This is a genomic window from Vibrio sp. Sgm 5 (genome assembly GCF_026241575.1).
In the GTDB taxonomy this organism is placed as follows: Bacteria; Pseudomonadota; Gammaproteobacteria; order Enterobacterales; family Vibrionaceae; genus Vibrio; species Vibrio jasicida.
In genome coordinates, this window is record NZ_JAPHPY010000029.1 from 54,103 (window position 1) to 71,578 (window position 17,476).

The window sequence follows — 17,476 nt, forward strand, 5'->3', positions numbered from 1 at the left end:
CTCTGCCCATAAAGGGGTAAATATCACAGCGTTGTTAATTTGTGTGAAAAAATGTGATTCAAAGCGAAGTCTTGGGTTTGTGCTTCACATATAATCACACCAACTAAACAAGAATTAACAAAATTCAATTTACCAAGAAGGTGTTGTTATGAGCGAAGTTCAATCTGTCGGTGTTATCGGTTTAGGCTCTATGGGAATGGGCGCGGCGAAGTCATGTGTGCGTGCAGGCCTTGATGTATATGGTTTCGACCTGAATCCTAGTGCTTTAGAAGAGCTGGGTGCATTTGGCGCGAAAGCCGTTTCTACCAATGCAGTCGAGTTTGCCGATCAACTTGATTCTGTGTTGGTTTTGGTTGTGAATGCGGCGCAAGTTAACACCGTATTGTTCAAAACAGGCCTTGCGGCTGCGCTCAAGCCAAACACGCCTGTCATGGTATCGGCAACTATCTCGGCAGAAGACGCCAAGCAAATTGAAGCCAAATTGGCTGAGCACGATCTTGTGATGCTTGATGCTCCGGTATCTGGCGGCGCAGTAAAAGCAGAAGCTGGCGAGATGACTATTATGGCGTCGGGTGCACAAAGCACATTTGATGCGCTGGAGCCTGTATTGAGCGCAACGGCTGCCAAGGTATACAACATTGGTGAAGCTGTAGGCCTTGGTGCGACAGTGAAAATCATTCACCAACTGCTTGCGGGTGTTCACATTGCAGCAGGTGCAGAAGCGATGGCGCTTGCCGCTCGTGCAAACATTCCATTGGATTTGATGTACGACGTGGTGACCAATGCCGCGGGTAATTCTTGGATGTTTGAGAACCGCATGAAGCATGTCGTCGACGGTGACTACTCACCGAAATCAATGGTCGATATCTTCGTTAAAGACCTAAACCTTGTGTCAGATACCGCGAAAGATCTGAAATTCCCTCTGCCACTTTCCAGTGCCGCTCTAAACATGTTTGTAAGCGCAAGCAATGCAGGCTTTGGTCAGGAAGACGACAGTGCCGTTATCAAAATCTTTAACGGTATTGAGCTTCCTGGTGTGGAAAGCAAAGACCAATAAGCGCAAGTAAAGTGGAGAAGTAATTATGTTATTAGGTGTTATTGCAGACGACTTTACTGGCGCGACTGATATTGCCGGATTCCTTGTAGAAAATGGCATGCGCACCGTGCAGCTTAACGGCATTCCGAAGCAACAGGTTGATATCAATGCCGACGCGGTTGTGATCAGTCTTAAATCTCGCTCTTGCCCTGTCGATGAAGCAATCAACGATTCGGTGGCTGCGTTGAAATGGCTGCAAGACAATGGCTGTCAGCAGTTCTATTTCAAATACTGTTCAACCTTCGACAGTACCGCTGAAGGTAATATTGGTCCTGTTACTGATGCGTTGCTTGCCGAGTTAAAAGAGGATTTCACCATTGTTTGCCCTGCATTGCCGGTTAATGGCCGCACGGTTTACAACGGCCACCTGTTTGTTTTCCAAGATTTGCTCAGTGATTCTGGTATGCGTAACCACCCAGTGACGCCAATGACAGATTCTAGCTTGATTCGCATGATGGATGCGCAGTCACAAGGCTCATCTGGTTTGGTGAATTTCCAAGTGATTGAGCAAGGCTCCCAAGCGGTGTCTGAGCGATTTGAATCCCTTAAACAACAAGGTGTTCGTTATGCCGTTGTGGATGCATTCAATGCCGCTCATCTTGTGACACTCGGTCAGGCAGCGAAATCTCTTAAGCTGGTTACCGGTGGTTCTGGTCTAGCGGCGGGGATTGCTAAGAACTGGGCAGAACATCTGACCGATCAAAGTGACACTAAGAAAGCGGGCAACCCAACCAAGGCGTCGACGGTGGTGTTCTCTGGCTCATGTTCGGTGATGACTAATCAACAAGTCGCCGTTTACAAACAACAAGCACCGCATTTCGCGATTGATGTGAAAGCGTGCCTCACCGATGAAGCATACTCAAATCACGTGTTCGATTGGGTGATGACCAATATCGACAGTGAATTTGCTCCGCTGGTTTACGCAACCGCAGAGGCAACGGCTCTAAAAGCCATTCAAGAAGAGTTTGGCGCACAAGCCTCTAGCCATGCCGTTGAGCAATTCTTCAGTAAGTTGGCTATCAAACTACAGCAACACGGTGTGAAGAACTTCATCGTTGCTGGTGGTGAAACATCTGGCGTTGTTACGCAAAGCCTCGCGGTAACAGGGTTCCATATCGGCCCTCAAATTGCGCCGGGCGTGCCTTGGGTGAAATCCGTTGATGGCGAACTTTCACTGGCGCTGAAATCTGGCAACTTTGGTGATGAGCATTTCTTTGCCAAAGCTCAGTCGCTTTTTGAATAACAGGAGTTGTGATGAATAAAGACTTAATGACAGAGCATCAACTGCGAGATCAAATGGTGACCATGGCTCGTTCTATGTTTGAGCGCGGCTATGCGACGGGCGGTGCTGGTAACTTGTCTGTGAAATTACCTAACGGTCATTTTTTGGCAACGCCGACAGGCTCTTCGTTTGGGCGCTTAGTGGCAGAAGAGCTGTCTGTAGTGGATATCAATGGCAACCATATCTCGGGTAAAAAGCCGTCGAAAGAAGTGGCATTTCACTTAGCCATTTACCGCAATAATTCGCAATGCAACGCCATCGTGCACTTGCATTCAACGTACCTAACGGCGTTGTCTTGCCTTGAAGAGTTAGACCGCACCAATGCCATCAAAGCATTCACACCTTACTTTGTGATGCGTATTGGTGAGCTACCAGTGATCCCTTACCTGCGTCCGGGGGATCCACAAATTGCAGAAGAACTCGCACAACGTGCTGGTGACTATCGTGCTTTCTTACTGGCTAACCATGGTCCGGTCATTACAGGCACAGACTTTGAAGATGCAGTAGACAATGCTGAAGAGCTGGAAGAAACCGCAAAATTGGCGTTCATTCTTAAAGACAGCAACATTCGTTACCTAACGGATGCCGAGGTTCAAGACCTAAAAGGGAGAGGTAAATAATGGCTAAGTTCGCAGCAAACCTAACCATGTTATTCACAGAAGTGCCGTTTTTAGAGCGTTTTGAGAAAGCGCATCAAGCGGGATTCAAAGCGGTAGAGTACCTCTTCCCATACGCATTCGAGGCGCAAGAGCTGGCCAACAAGATGGAACAGTTCAGATTTGAACAAGCGCTTTTCAATATGCCTCCGGGTGATTGGGATGCTGGCGAACGTGGCTTCGCCGCGATTCCGGGCCGTGAGGATGAGTTTAAGGCGAGCGTTGAGACTGCACTGATGTACGCCAAGGCACTGAAGTGTAAAAAGGTTCACGCTATGTCTGGCATTGTTGATTCACGCTTCTCTCGTGACCAGCATATTGAAACTTTCATCTCAAACATCCGTTATGCAGCGGATAAGTTTGCCGAGCAAGGTGTTGAGTTGATGATTGAGCCACTCAACAATCGCGACGTGCCGAACTACTTTGTCGCCCATCAACGCGAAGCGGTCGAGCTGATTAAGCAAGTGGCTCGTCCAAACGTAAAACTGCAACTCGACCTTTACCACGCTCAAATTATGGATGGCGACTTAAGCACATTAATCCGTGAAGTCGCTCCTTACACCGGCCACATTCAAATCGCCTCAGTGCCTGAAAGACACGAACCGTCAGAAGGTGAGTTGAACTACCCACACCTGTTCAACGTGTTGGATGACTCAGGTTATCAAGGCTGGATCGGCTGCGAATACAATCCAAGACACAGCACAGAAGAAGGTCTTGGTTGGGTTCACCCTTACCTCTAATAAAAATACTTATAACAATTTCAGTTGCTTGCGCAACAACGTGTACTAGGTGATGAGAGCTCATCGCCTTCGGTGTCATCATGGGCGCGTGTTTTGAACGTTCTGGTGCTGCTGTCCGCATGGCGAAAACCTTCGTTAAGATCTGTGGTAAAGGCCGTGAAGATCTAGCACTTGGGTTCACTGGTGTGCTGGTGGCAATTCCAGTTTTTTGTGACTCTGCGTACATCATTTTGCACTCTCTTGTTCGCGCAATTTCACGAGATACGGGTAAATCTGCCGTTGGTCTTGGTGTGACGCTCGCACTTGGTCTACTTATCACTCACGCACTTGTGCCGCCAACACCGGGTCCTGTTGCTGTAGCCGGTATTCTTGGTGTCGACCTAGGTGAGTACATGCTGTGGGGGCTAATGGTGTCTGTACCTATGATGCTGCTCTCGATGATTTACATCCGCCGTGTGGGTAATGAATACTACCGCGTACCTAACGGCGATGGCTGGATCACAAACCAAGCGGATTGGGCAAACTTAGAAAAAGTAGAAGCAACGGACGACAAAGAGCTGCCAAGTAACTTCCTTTCTTTTGGTCCAATTCTTGTTCCGATTGCACTTATCCTTATCAACACTTTAGTTGGTTCAGGAGACACATTCCTTCATGCAGCGCTGTCGCTGCTTGGTAACCCAGTTGTTGCTGTAGGCCTTGGTGTATTAATGGCGTTGTACGGTCTAACTCGCAACATCGACCGTAAAGACATGGTTGGCTCGATGGACGATGCGCTATCAACAACAGGTCTTATCTTAGTGGTAACGGGCTGTGGTGGCGCAATGGGCGCCGTACTTAAAGCGTCTGGCGCTGGTCCACAAGTGGCAGAAGCTATCGCTAGCAGCGGTATCCCACCACTACTTGTGCCATTGGCTATCGCGTCTATGCTTCGATTGATTCAAGGCTCGGCTACAGCATCGATGATGGTTGCTGCGACAATGACGTTACCTCTAGTCGAAACATTAGGTCTGGATCCTGTATTCGTGGCATTGGCGTGTGCGGTTGGCCCGGTTGGTTTCTCACACCTTAATGACTCTTACTTCCACATCATCAACCGCACGCTAGGTATTACAGAGTTGGCAGACCAAATTAAAATCTGGTCAGTATCGTCAACCGTGGCGTGGGCGATTGGTGCATCGATCATCATGGCGCTAAACCTAGTCTTTGGTAAGGGTGGCACGCTCATTGACCCACTGGTACCAATCTTAGTGCTTGCGGCCGTCATCGTTTGGATGAAGTCAAAAAGCAATAAGGCAGCGAAGCCTGAATTAGCCGCTAGCTAATCACTCGCTCAAGGTAAAATGTTCAAAGCCCCTAGCTGAAAAGTTAGGGGCTTTTGGGTATCTAAGACGCTGCTCTTTCTTGATAAAAGAGAGATAAAGGTTAAGCCCTTAATTCGTCGAGTTACGCAATTTTGGGTCATCCGTCAGGTATTCTACAAACTCGATTTCAAAACCGGCAGGGTCAACAAAATAGACGTTCTTTCGGTATGGCTCATCCGCGCCGGATTGGGCGATTGGGTAGCCCGCTTCAACCAGTCTTTTCATCACAGCGTCAACGTTGTTGGTCACATAAGCGAAATGCGCCAACCCAACTTGATGACCATCTAAATCGCGATTGTTGCCTTCGCCGTGGTCACTCAACGCAATGTATTGGTACTCATCGCCAAAGTGCAGCCAGTTTCTGTGCTTGCCGCTCCATGTACCTTCCCCTTCATCACGCACATACCAATGCGGAAAGGCCGCTTGGTAAAACTTCAGCATTTCAGGGATGTCTTTTACCACTAAGTTCACGTGTTCTAGCTGGATCATGGTGTGCTCCTTTTTGTCATTTTCTAGCCAACGATGAACATGCTAAAACCTCAAGTTAAGTTTAGGTAAAGGGATTTTTTGGAATTTTTTATATGAGCTTCTTGAAGCTTTATAGAAGGGGAGGTTAGGTGGGGTTGTTGGTTTGATGCTGAATGTTGGGTTATGTGCTTGCAACTCCCTCCAACTCCCCCTTTTCTCGACATGGTTTGCCAAGCATTTGAATGCGGTTATCAAGGGGGAGGGTATTCTTTGTTGCGGTGAGTTCAGTGTTTTTCCAGCGTCATTCTGAAGGAGCCTAAGCGAGTATTCAGAATCTACTTCTAGCGCGTTGTTATGTTGCGTTGTGAATTGAATTATCCGCGAATGCAGAACCATTCCCTCCCCTTTGATCTCGGAGTATTGAGAGTTTCGGAGTTTGATACAAGGGGAGGTTAGGTGGGGTTGTTGGTTTGAGGTTGAATGTTGGGTTATGTGCTTGCAACCCCCTCCAACTCCCCCTTTTCTCGACATGGTTTGCCAATTATTTTCATTCGAGTTTGTGGTAAGTAGATTCCCAGTCTCACCTAGGTTCACGGGAATGACGGGGAGAGAGCGTGAAACGAACTGCGTCATTCTGAAGGAGCCTAAGCGAGTATTCAGAATCTACTTTCAGCGCGTTGTGATGTTGCATTGTGAACTGAACTATCTACGAATACAGAACCAGTTCCTCCCCTTTGACCTCGGAGTGTTGAGAGCTTCGGAGTTTGATACAAGGGGAGGTTAGGTGGGGTTGTTGGTTTGAGGTTGAATGTTGGGTTATGTGCTTGCAACCCCCTCCAACTCCCCCTTTTCTCGACTTGAGTTGCTACGCATTTGGATGTGGTTATCAAGGGGGAGGGTTCTCTTTTCTGCGGTGAGCTCAGTGCTTTCCCATCGTCATTCTGAAAGAGCCTAAGCGAGTATTCAGAATCTACTTTCAGCGCGTTGCGATGTTGTATTCTGAACAGAACTATCTGCGAACACGAAACTTGTCCCTCCCCTTTGAACTCGGAGTGTTGAGATCTTCGAAGTTTGATACAAGGGGAGGTTAGGTGGGGTTGTTGGCTTGAGGTTGAATGTGGGTTATGTGCTTGCAACCCCCTCCAACTCCCCCTTTTCTCGACATGGTTTGCCAAGCATTTGGATGTGGTTATCAAGGGGGAGGGTTTTCTTTGCTGCTGTGAGAACAGTGCTTTCCCAGCGTCATTCTGAAGCAGCCTAAGCGAGTATTCAGAATCTACTTTCAGCGCGTTGTGATGTTGCATTGTGAACTGAACTATCCGCGAATACAGAACCAGTCCCTCCCCTTTGAGCTCGGAGTGTTGAGAGCTTTAGAGTTTGATACAAGGGGAGGTTAGGTGGGGTTGGTGGCTTGAAGCTGAATATTGGGTTACATGTTTGCAACCCCCTCCAACTCCCCCTTTCTCGACTTGGTTTGCCAAGCATTTGAATGTTGTTATCAAGGGGGAGAGTGTTCTTTGCTGCTGTGAGAACAGTGCTTTCCCATCGTCATTCTGAAGGAGCCTAAGCGATTATTCAGAATCTGTTTTCAGCGCGTTGTGATGCTAACAGTGTGAATTAAGTTATCCGTGAATGCAGAACCAGTTCCTCCCCTTTGAGCTCGTTGCTTTGAGAGTTTCGGAGTTTGATACAAGGGGAAGTTAGGTGGGGTTGGTGGGTTTGAGGCTGAATGCTGGGGTATGTGCTTGCAACCCCCTCCAACTCCCCCTTTTCTCGACTTGGTTTGCCAAGCATTTGAATGTGGTTATCAAGGGGGAGGGTTATTCTTTGCTGCTGTGAGATCAGGCTTTCCCACCGTCATTCTGAAGGAGCCTAAGCGATTATTCAGAATCTACTTTCAGCGCGTTGTGATGTTGCATTGTGAACGGAATTATCCGCTAGCACAGAACCAGTCCCTCCCCTTTGAACTCGATGTGTTGAGAGCTTCGGAGTTTGATACAAGGGGAGGCTAGGTGGGGTTGGTGGTTTGAATCTGAATGCTGGGTTAGGTGTTTGCAACCCCCTCCAACTCCCCCTTTTCTCGACATGGTTTGCCAAGCATTTGAATGTGGTTATCAAGGGGGAGGGGCATTCTTTGCTGCTGTGAGCTCCGTGCTTTCCCATCGTCATTCTGAAGGAGCCTAAGCGAGTATTCAGAATCTACTTTCAGCGCGTTGTTGTGTTGCAATGTGAATTGAATTATCCGCGAGTGTAGAACCTGTCCCTCCCCTTTGAGCTCGGAGTGTTGAGAGCTTCGGAGTTTGATACAAGGGGAGGTTGGGTGGGGTTGGTGGTTTGATGCTGAATGTTGGGTTATGTGCTTGCAACCCCCTCCAGCTCCCCCTTTTCTCGACATGGTTTGCTATGCATTTGGATGTGGTGTTCAAGGGGGAGGGGCATTCTTTGCTGCTGTGAGCTCCGTGCTTTCCCATCGTCATTCTGAAGGAGCCTAAGCGAGTATTCAGAATCTACTTTCAGCGCGTTGTTGTGTTGCAATGTGAATTGAATTATCCGCGAGTGTAGAACCTGTCCCTCCCCTTTGAGCTCGGAGTGTTGAGAGCTTCGGAGTTTGATACAAGGGGAGGTTGGGTGGGGTTGGTGGTTTGATGCTGAATGCTAGGTAAGGTGCTTGCAATCCCCTCCAACTCTCCCTTTTCTCGACTTGGTTTGCCCAGCATTTGAATTTGGTTATCAAGGGGGAGGGCTGTTCTATGCTGTTGTGAGAACAGTGCTTTCCCATCGTCATTCTGAAAGAACCTAATTGAGTATTCAGAATCTACTTCCAGCGTGTTGTGATGCTTACCGTGTGAATTGAATTATCCGTGAGTGCAGAACCCGTTCCTCCCCTTTGAGCTCGTTGTGTTGAGAGCTTCGGAGTTTGATACAAGGGGAGGTTAGGTGGGGTTGGTGGTTTGATGCTGAATGCTAGGTAAGGTGCTTGCAACCCCCTCCAACTCCCCCTTTTCTCGACCTGATTTGCCAAGCATTTGAATGCGGCTATCAAGGGGGAGGGTTTTCTTTTCTGCTTTTAGTTCAACGCCTTCCCGTCATCATTCTGAAGGAACCTAAGCGAGTATTCAGAATCTACTTTCAGCGCGTTGTGATGCTGGCGTTGTGGATTGAATTATCTGCGAACACAGAATCAGTTCCTCCCCTTTGATCTCGGTGTATTGAGAGCTTCGGAGTTTGATACAAGGGGAGGTTAGGTGGGGTTGATGGTTTGAAGCTGGATGTTGGGTTAGGTGCTTGCAACCCCTCCAGCTCCCCCTTTTCTCGACTTGGGCTGCCCAGCATTTGGATGCGGTTATCTAGGGGGAGGGCTGTTCTTTGTTGCGGTGAGCTCTTTGCTTTTCACCGTCATGCTGAAAGAGCCTAAGCGAGTATTCAGAATCTATTTGAAGCGTGTTGTGATGCTTACCGTGTGAATTGAATTATCCGTGAGTGCAGAACCCGTTCCTCCCCTTTGAGCTCGTTGTGTTGAGATCTTCAGAGTTTGATACAAGGGGAGGTTAGGTGGGGTTGGTGGTTTGAAGCTGAATGTTGGGTTCTGTGCTTGCAACCCCCCTCCAACTCCCCCCTTTTCTAGACATGGTTTGCCCAGCATTTGAATATGGTTATCAAGGGGGAGGGTATTGGTTTATCAGATTTTAGAGCTCTTCTTTGCCCATCCAGTCAAGTGCTGATGAGAGTTCAACAAAGTCTTGATACTGCTCTTTGCTGATGGAATCGTACTTATCATTTAAATAGATGTATTTCATCCACTCTATACCAGCACTTTCTATCTCCGAATCTTCATGCAGTTCTTTGAGTCTTTTTGCGCATTTTTCAAGGGAAGTTTGTGTTGGGCTACGCGAAGTATCAGAAAGACCAAATACGTAGGCGGGTGTATGTTCAATTGATTCAAAATGAGGGGCAAAGATGTCTCTCAAATATTCCTGATATGTGAACTTATAGATGCCGTCTTTATAGAAATTTCCGTATGTTTGATGACGACTCAACCGCAGGCGCGATGCAATCGATGATGGTTCTAAGTAAGTTGCTATGATGCCATCAATCAATGACATGTTACTTTCCAAAAAGGAACTTAAGTAAATAACTTTAGAACTATCTCCTGTCCCTTCGACTCTTTTGAATCCACCAGAAACAATGTCTTTAAACAGTCCTTCATTTCGTTCTCTCAAACAATGAAGAGTGGTTAACATCAATATGTCTAGTGAGGAGTTTTTGGGCATATGAGATATGGTTGCTATGACTCTATCTGCAATTTGAAGTGACGTTCTTGGTGACATTCGAAACGCATTCAACACTACGGCGATATTCTGCAAAGTTTCTTTTTCACTCTGAGTATATGGTAATAACTTGACGCCTAAATCGTTCAAGTAACTAGGTGCTAGTTTGTAAGAGTCACTATGCGCATCTAGGAAGTTTTCAAGGGAGGGCGCTTTTAAGCTAAAGCGGCTATTGAAGAAACGCCCAAGGTAAACTCTTGCATCGAAACCTTCGCCATAAACTGCTTTGACAGCATGTTGTAATTGTTCTGTATCAGTAGCCACAACGAATACAACACCAGGAATATCAAAGATATGTTTTATTGTTTCGAGCATCTCAACTGCATAACTTGGCCTACAACGATCTAGTTCATCGATGAAGATAAAAGCGGGAAATGAGATACTCTTCAGAGCTTTAACAGCTTCAACCCATTGAGCTACGTTTTTCTTTAGATTAGATATTGCCTCACTTTTAGCTTCATGTTCTCTGATCAAGTGTTTCACAACATCAGAACCTGCATGACTTAGATCTATTGATTCCCCGTTATCACTCGGTACTGTAATTGATTCAATTGCTCCATTTTCTTTTTCTCCGGCTTCCATGATTATTACAGGGTCAATTCCAAGAAAACGCTTCGACATTCCCCTTGCAATACCTGGAGCCGCAGCCTTCAATAGGCCAATTAGTTTCGTTGGAGCTGTAAATTTTTCTTCATCTTTTCCTGCTTGAGCTTTTAAATCCTTGATGATTGCAGACACTACCGTCATCAAGGGATCTTCAGAATAGTCTTTTTCCCATGCATCGACGTAAACGACAGGATAGTGTTCTTTGAGGTCGTTTGCCCAACGCTTTAAGAAGTAAGTTTTTCCAGAGCCCCACTCTGAGTTTAAATTTAGAACATAGTTTCTTTTTTGTTCACCTTCTTCTCTTGCTTCATCAAAGCCCTGATTTGAAAGAAACTTTGTCAGAAACTCAGCATATTTTGCTCTATCTAATTTGTCTTGCGGAAAGTGTTGTTCAGATATCGAAGCAGGTTCGTCCCAATTGATAACTAATTGTTGTGGCATGTTGCCTCCTATATGCAATTAGTCTTGATATTGAGCCTGTTTGAGGTCAGTTCAATAGGTGGAGAAGTAAGAAGTTTTATTGTGTTGATGGGTTATCAGCTGATGTTAAGTGTTTGTTTATAAGTGGCTATTTTATAAATTCCCCCCCCCAAAAAAAAACCAAAAAAGCCAGCAGTTAATACCTGCTGGCAAAGTCTTTGGGCTTCTAGGTTTTTTGATTTTATTTCTTGTTACTCATCGCTGTCACGGTGCCCCGATTGGTTTTCCGGGGAAGAAAACACAGCACCGTGCGCTTTGTGCTCAAGAAATTGGAGATTAACCTTGCTTACGGATTAGGTAGTCAAATGCGCCTAAGCTTGCTTTTGCACCTTCACCCATCGCAATGATGATCTGTTTGTAAGGAACGGTTGTTGCGTCACCGGCTGCGAACACACCTTCTAGGCTAGTATCGCCACGGCTACCGACTTCAATCTCGCCGCGCTCAGATAGGGCTACTTCTGAATCTTTTAGCCATTCTGTGTTCGGAACTAGACCGATTTGAACAAAGATACCTGACAGTTCAATCTCTTTGATTTCATCTGTGTTGCGGTCTTTGTACTTCAAGCTTGTTACACGAGTACCGTCACCCACTACTTCAGTGGTTTGCGCCATCGTGATGATGTCTACGTTTGGTAGTGAGTTCGCTTTGTCGATAAGCACTTGGTCTGCGCGAAGTACGTCTGCGAATTCAAGAACCGTTACGTGTTCTACGATACCAGCAAGGTCGATAGCTGCTTCGATGCCTGAGTTACCACCACCGATAACCGCAGTTTTCTTGCCTTTGAACAGTGGACCGTCACAGTGTGGGCAGTACGCGACACCTTTGTTGCGGTACTCTTGCTCACCCGGAACGTTCATTTCACGCCAGCGTGCACCAGGGCTTAAGATGACACTCTTACTCTTCAGCGTTGCGCCGCTTTCAAGTTGGATGTGAATCAAACCATCTTCTGTATGTGCTGCGCCCATTAGCTTCTCAGCTTGTTGCTCAGTCACGACGTCTACATCGTATTCTTTTAGGTGTTCTGCTAGGTCAGTTGCTAGTTTTGGACCTTCAGTACGTTTTACCGAAATGAAGTTCTCGATTGCCATGGTGTCCATAACCTGACCACCAAAACGCTTAGCAACAACGCCAGTACGAATACCTTTACGAGCGGCGTATAGAGCAGCTGCGCTACCACCAGGACCACCGCCGACAACAAGTACGTCGTATGGGTCTTTTTCGCTCAGTGCTTTTGCGGCTTTCTCGCTCGCGCCGTCATCCACTTTGTTTAGGATTTCAGTCAGAGACATACGACCTTGACCGAATAGCTCACCGTTCACGAATACGCTTGGTACGGCCATGATGTCGCGTTGTTTCACTTCATCTTGGAACAAACCACCGTCGATCATGGTTGCTTTTACTTTCGGGTTGATCGCCGCCATCATGTTGAACGCTTGAACCACGTCCGGACAGTTTTGACACGACAGTGAAATGAAGATTTCTACGTCTAGATCTTTGTCTAGTGCTGCGATTTGCTCAATCACTTCTGGTTCTAGTTTGATTGGGTGACCGCCAGAATGAAGCAGAGCCAATACTAGAGAGGTAAATTCGTGACCCATTGGCAAGCCTGCAAAGCGTAGTGCAGTGCCTTTTGCTGGGTTAGTTACCGCCATCACTGGTTTACGTGCGCTTGCGTTGTCGTCACGTTCAACGGTGATTAGGTCGCTCATCTCTGCGATTTGGTTCGCTAGAGACAAAATGTCATTCGATGCTTTGCTTTCATCTAGACTAACCACTAAACGAACTTCTTCTTTTACATTAGCCAGATATTGTTTGAGTTGTTGTTGGATCGCTTGGTCTAACATAGTTGTTACTACCTTAATTAAATAGTTACCAATCAAAACAAGTATTTGTTCATTCTTGCTAGCCAAAATCGTTGATAACTGCGTTATAGATTTTGTAGTTAGGGGAACTAGCTATCGAAAATCTATGCCTGGTTCTAAACGATTTTTTCTACGCAATTACTGCACACCTACTTATTCAGATAGGTAATAAAAAGTGGTTACTTTAGATAAAATCTGAGGGGGAGAGAGCAAATCAGGCAGAAGGTCGTCAAGGTATCTAACCTGAAGTGCTCTCTAATTCAGTTCTAATCAGAAAAAGGAAATCGGGAACTGATTAGAACTTAAATTTCAGTGGCTTAGATTTTGCCAACTAGGTCTAGTGATGGAGCTAGTGTCTCTTCACCTTCTTTCCATTTAGCTGGGCAAACTTCGCCTGGGTGCGCTGCTACGTATTGAGCTGCTTTCACTTTGCGTAGTAGGTCTTCTGCGTCACGACCGATACCTTCAGCAGTGATTTCCATTGCTTGGATAGTACCTTCCGGGTCGATTAGGAACGTTGCACGGTCTGCAAGACCTTGACCTTCACGCATCACACCGAAGTTGTTTGTGATGTTGCCTGTTTGGTCGCCAAGCATGTAGTACTGAATCTTACCGATTGTGTCTGAGCTGTCGTGCCATGCTTTGTGAGTGAAGTGTGTGTCAGTTGATACTGAGTAAACTTCTACGCCACGTTTTTGTAGCTCTTCGTAGTGGTCTGCTAGGTCGCCCAGTTCTGTTGGACATACAAACGTAAAGTCTGCTGGGTAGAAGAAGAATACTGCCCATTTACCTAGAACGTCTTGTTCTGTTACTTCAACGAATTCGCCGTTTTTGTACGCTGTAGCTGCAAATGGTTTGATTTGAGTATTAATCATAATTTACTTTCCTTTGAATGTTTTAAGCTGAGCTGTTGTTGCTTTCGGAAAGTATATTCTCATCGGAGTGTGTTTAAGGAAAATCGCTTGTAACTATCCTATTGATAGCCATTTCCTATTTCACTTGATAGGGAAATCCGATGTAAGTGAGTTTGCTTTGATAGGTTTTATTGAAGATGAAAGCGGGTTGGCAATAGAGAATGCCGATGATTACTTTGAATAGATCTTCTAGCTAAGATCGAAAGAGTCTGCATCTCGGAAGGCTCTTTCTAATAGGAAGTGGGGAAGCGGATGCTTCTATTTTGTTAGCTCAGATTGTCGAGCACTTTGCCACACAACTTCTTCAGCATGATCATTTCATCTAGCTCTAAGGTGATTTTACACATCATGGCGTTTGGCACTGACTTAGCTTGCTCTTTAAGGGCACGACCTTGCTCGGTTAGATTGAGTACACGAACGCGTTCATCAGTTTCACTTCGGCCGCGCTCTACATAGCCTTTTGCTTCTAAGCGTTTAAGCAGCGGTGTGAGTGTGCCTGAGTCCAAATGCAGTTGTGACCCCAATTCTTTCACACTGGCACCGTCTTTTTCCCACAGCACCATCATCACTAAGTATTGCGAATAGGTCAGATCAAGCTCGTCCAACAACGGTCGGTAAGCTCGGATCACCGCATTTGCTGCGCTGTAGAGCGGGAAGCAAACTTGGTTTTCGAGTAAGAGTTTATCGTCGTCGGTCATGGTGTTGTCGTTGTAACACTGGCTCATTGGCGTTGCCTACCTGCTCATGGAGAAAGAGAGTCATAAAATAAATTGTGCACAATATAGTTGCAAACGTTCTTTACTTCGATATAAGATTGCAAGCAATTAAATTGTGCGCAACTTAAATTAAGAAGGACACTCGCATGACTACTCTATACAAAACTCAAGCTACCGCTTTGGCTGGTCGTAATGGTCAAGTAAAAACAGATGACGGTCTTCTCGATCTAGAGCTGTCATACCCGAAGGAAATGGGCGGCACAGGCGCAGCAACTAACCCAGAACAGCTTTTTGCAGCGGGCTATTCAGCGTGTTTTTCTAACGCGATTCTACACGTAGCACGTGAAGGTAAAGTAAACCTGAAGAGTGCACCCGTAACAGCGGAAGTGGGCATTGGTCCGAACGATAACGGTGGCTTTGCACTAACAGTGAGCCTAGCGGTAGAACTAGACATGCCACAAGAACAAGCGCTAGAGCTAACGCGCATTGCACACCAAGTTTGCCCATATTCAAACGCAGTTCGTGGCAATATTGATGTGGCAGTAACGGTAAACGGCGAAGCAATTTAAGCGGTTCTTATCACTGCACAAAGACAAGAAAGCCTGCAAGTACGCAGGCTTTTTCTATATTTGAAGTAGGAGTCTAAATTTAAACTTAATTTGGTTTGTTCGAAATGCATAGGTATAGTTGGCAAAATTAGGTCAAAATCTAAACGAAAAATAGAATGTGATTAGCACTTTCTATTGATTCAAATATTTCGGTCAAACCTGCAGTATAGCTCGGCTGGTTTCGTTTGTTGTTACACCAGCGAGGTTGCCGATAGGAGTCATATGATGAGCACTGAAACGGTAAGTTATCTAAAAAAGAATGCTGCGAAGCTTGAACTGGATGAACCAATGACGATTACGCAAAATGGTAAGCCTATTTATGTCGTTGAGTCTTATGAAGAACGTCAGAAGCGTGATGAAGCCATTGCTTTAATGAAGTTTGTTAGCTTTGCTCAAAATGATGTTGCGAATGAACGTGTAAAGTCATCAGAAGATATGAAGAGCACGTTAGCAGCACTCAAAGATTGAGTTTGATACGAGCATGGAAGCAAAAGTTCTCTATACACAAACCTTTGAAAATACGGCTATTCAGAGTATTAACTATTTATCGAACTGGAGCGCTCGCAACGATGTGATTGATAGATTAATTGCGGTTCAGCAGAGGTTTGAAAACAACGTTATGAATAACCCGTCTATCTATCCCCCTTGTTATGAACTGACAACAATCGGTGTTTACGACATCCGGCAGTTTAGCTTTGATGGATTCAAGCTGCTTTACCGAATTGGTGACAAAAATACTATCTATGCTCTAGTGATTCTGAGTGACAAACAAAATCTACAAAACGCATTGATTGACCACTGCATCATGTTCAAATGATTCTATGAGAGACCGCATTAACGCGGTCTCTTTTGCTTTCTGGCTCTAGTGTATTAACGCGACTCTAGCGGGTAAGAGCGGTAGCTCCACATGCCGTAAGTACGCAGTGCATCGCGGTAGATACCAAGCAATTCGCCATCGCTGGCTTTGGCTAAGTCTTTCAGTGGTTTGTCTGGGTAGCTCACTGTGTCGAAAGTGATGCCTTGCGGGCCAGTTTGCCAGCTTGCGATTTCAAACAAGGTTTGACCACGACGTACGTGGCTCGCTGAGCTTATGATGGTCGCGTGATTAATGTTATGACGCGCCAATGCGTAGCTGCTGAATAGGGCGTTGCCTACCGTGCTGGTGGCGTAGTTTTCTTCAATGATGCGATCTTTGCTGATGCCTTTTTCAATCAGCCAATCCGCCATTAACTTGCCTTCGGTTTTGTGGTTCTTCGGTACACCACCCGTCAATACGATCAATGCGTCTGGATTTGCTTTCGCCATTGCTAACGTGGTTTCCAAACGCTCAACTAAGATCTGGTGCATCGAACCATCTGGGTTCAGCGCGTATCCCAATGTGACGATTGCGCCTTTGTCATCCAATTTGCCTTTGTCGGCTTTCTCTTTTAGTGGCGTAGCGAGTACGCGGTCTACGGTGTCGAAGATGCGTTGGATGTCTGCCGCTTTACCTGCATTGAGCTTAGTGAGCGTCGCCATGTGTTTCGCTGATTCTGCTTGGTTGCCCTCAAAGCGTTGCCATACCGCTAAGTAAGCATGCAAATCCACATCGTCTGGTGCAACAGCAAGGGCTTGTTCAAACAGTTTAATCGCGCGATCTGCATTCTTGTTGTAGATCTGCGCGTTTGCTGCAGAAATCAGTAGATCAGTGCGGTACGGCTCAAGTTTGTAGGCTTCTAGTAAGCGGTCGGTAACAATCTCCATGTTGCTCGGCATTTTGGCGGTAAAACCCGCATGCGAGATACGCGCAGGGGATTTGAATGCTTGTACTGCGTCGTTGAGAAGTTGGTCGACAACCTGACGTTTAGTGACGATCTGTGAGTAATCGGCGGAAGATTGGACGGCAGCATCGTTAGCTGCGATAGAGTATGGGGCAGCAGTCAGCGCAATCACGCTACCAAGAGCAATGGCAAGTAAGTTCTTCTTCATGGAATGTCCTAGAGGTGCTGTAGTACCTAGTTTTTATTGTGCCTAGCGTTGTAGGTCGAACGGGGTCGATGGAATTTTTTCAGTCTAGGTTCGCTTCATGAATAATCTGTGAAATGAATCCCAACTCGGCCGAGCGAATGAACGCGCGTGGCCAAAACGCGAAGTAGGATCACGAAAATGATGATGTATTAATTTGTGTTCTAAGTCTCTGGATTAAAAGATAAACAGCGTTAGGAACAGCGAATTTAAGCAACCAGAGTAAGAAATGAAAAAGCCTGCAACGATGCCTGTCTCTTGATCACAAGTCTAGTGTTCAAGAGACATTGCGAGTTCGTAGCCTTCAAGGATGGTTTGTAGTTTAAACCATCCTTCCCAAAGCACCTTTATTGA

General features: G+C 46.1%; 13 protein-coding genes and 1 pseudogene. 8 read left to right on the plus strand and 6 right to left on the minus strand.

The features are described 5' to 3' along the window. Positions 1-148: 148 nt before the first annotated feature. The 5 genes and pseudogenes from ltnD to OQJ86_RS16300 all read left to right on the plus strand — a co-directional run. Positions 149-1,057, plus strand: coding sequence for an L-threonate dehydrogenase (gene ltnD / locus OQJ86_RS16280; protein WP_265988393.1), 909 nt, complete (start codon positions 149-151; stop codon positions 1,055-1,057). A 25-nt stretch (positions 1,058-1,082) separates the two neighbouring features. Then, entirely contained in the window at positions 1,083-2,339 is a 1,257-nt protein-coding gene (gene otnK / locus OQJ86_RS16285; protein ID WP_265988394.1) for a 3-oxo-tetronate kinase, read from the plus strand. Between the two features lie 11 nt (positions 2,340-2,350). Then, a complete protein-coding gene (locus OQJ86_RS16290) occupies positions 2,351-2,998 on the plus strand; it encodes an aldolase (RefSeq protein ID WP_265988395.1) in 648 nt (215 codons plus the stop codon). After that, entirely contained in the window at positions 2,998-3,774 is a 777-nt protein-coding gene (otnI, locus tag OQJ86_RS16295) for a 2-oxo-tetronate isomerase (RefSeq protein WP_265988396.1), read from the plus strand. The genes OQJ86_RS16290 and otnI overlap by 1 nt, the downstream gene beginning before the upstream one ends. A gap of 59 nt (positions 3,775-3,833) precedes the next feature. Then, positions 3,834-5,096 (plus strand): annotated as a pseudogene (locus OQJ86_RS16300) (GntP family permease); the annotation flags it as partial. A gap of 108 nt (positions 5,097-5,204) precedes the next feature. On the opposite strand, the gene OQJ86_RS16305 reads toward OQJ86_RS16300, so the two are convergent. The 5 genes from OQJ86_RS16305 to OQJ86_RS16325 form a co-directional block, all read right to left on the minus strand. After that, positions 5,205-5,624: a VOC family protein gene (locus tag OQJ86_RS16305; protein WP_042606325.1), complete on the minus strand. Its 420-nt coding sequence runs from the start codon at positions 5,622-5,624 to the stop codon at positions 5,205-5,207. Between the two features lie 3,665 nt (positions 5,625-9,289). Continuing rightward, complete coding sequence (locus tag OQJ86_RS16310) at positions 9,290-10,978, minus strand: KAP family P-loop NTPase fold protein (RefSeq protein ID WP_042606323.1); 1,689 nt, start codon at positions 10,976-10,978, stop codon at positions 9,290-9,292. Positions 10,979-11,293: 315 nt separating this feature from the next. Beyond that, positions 11,294-12,862 (minus strand): alkyl hydroperoxide reductase subunit F, encoded by a 1,569-nt coding sequence (ahpF, locus tag OQJ86_RS16315; protein ID WP_005374617.1) that lies wholly within the window; start codon positions 12,860-12,862, stop codon positions 11,294-11,296. Positions 12,863-13,197: 335 nt separating this feature from the next. Beyond that, positions 13,198-13,755: an alkyl hydroperoxide reductase subunit C gene (gene ahpC, locus OQJ86_RS16320; RefSeq protein WP_005374632.1), complete on the minus strand. Its 558-nt coding sequence runs from the start codon at positions 13,753-13,755 to the stop codon at positions 13,198-13,200. Between the two features lie 305 nt (positions 13,756-14,060). Continuing rightward, positions 14,061-14,519 (minus strand): MarR family winged helix-turn-helix transcriptional regulator, encoded by a 459-nt coding sequence (locus OQJ86_RS16325; protein WP_265988397.1) that lies wholly within the window; start codon positions 14,517-14,519, stop codon positions 14,061-14,063. A 137-nt stretch (positions 14,520-14,656) separates the two neighbouring features. Between OQJ86_RS16325 and OQJ86_RS16330 the strand changes: the two genes are divergently transcribed. From OQJ86_RS16330 to OQJ86_RS16340, 3 genes are all read left to right on the plus strand, one after another. Then, the gene (locus tag OQJ86_RS16330) at positions 14,657-15,079 is read left to right on the plus strand and encodes an organic hydroperoxide resistance protein (protein ID WP_005374640.1); all 423 of its coding nucleotides are present in this window, start codon (positions 14,657-14,659) and stop codon (positions 15,077-15,079) included. A 264-nt stretch (positions 15,080-15,343) separates the two neighbouring features. Further along, positions 15,344-15,586 (plus strand): type II toxin-antitoxin system Phd/YefM family antitoxin, encoded by a 243-nt coding sequence (locus OQJ86_RS16335; RefSeq protein ID WP_005383516.1) that lies wholly within the window; start codon positions 15,344-15,346, stop codon positions 15,584-15,586. Positions 15,587-15,599: 13 nt separating this feature from the next. Beyond that, positions 15,600-15,935, plus strand: coding sequence for a type II toxin-antitoxin system RelE/ParE family toxin (locus OQJ86_RS16340; protein WP_265988398.1), 336 nt, complete (start codon positions 15,600-15,602; stop codon positions 15,933-15,935). 53 nt (positions 15,936-15,988) lie between these two features. Here OQJ86_RS16340 and OQJ86_RS16345 read toward each other — a convergent pair whose 3' ends face one another. Continuing rightward, positions 15,989-17,086 (minus strand): ElyC/SanA/YdcF family protein, encoded by a 1,098-nt coding sequence (locus OQJ86_RS16345; RefSeq protein ID WP_265988399.1) that lies wholly within the window; start codon positions 17,084-17,086, stop codon positions 15,989-15,991. Positions 17,087-17,476 lie beyond the last annotated feature (390 nt).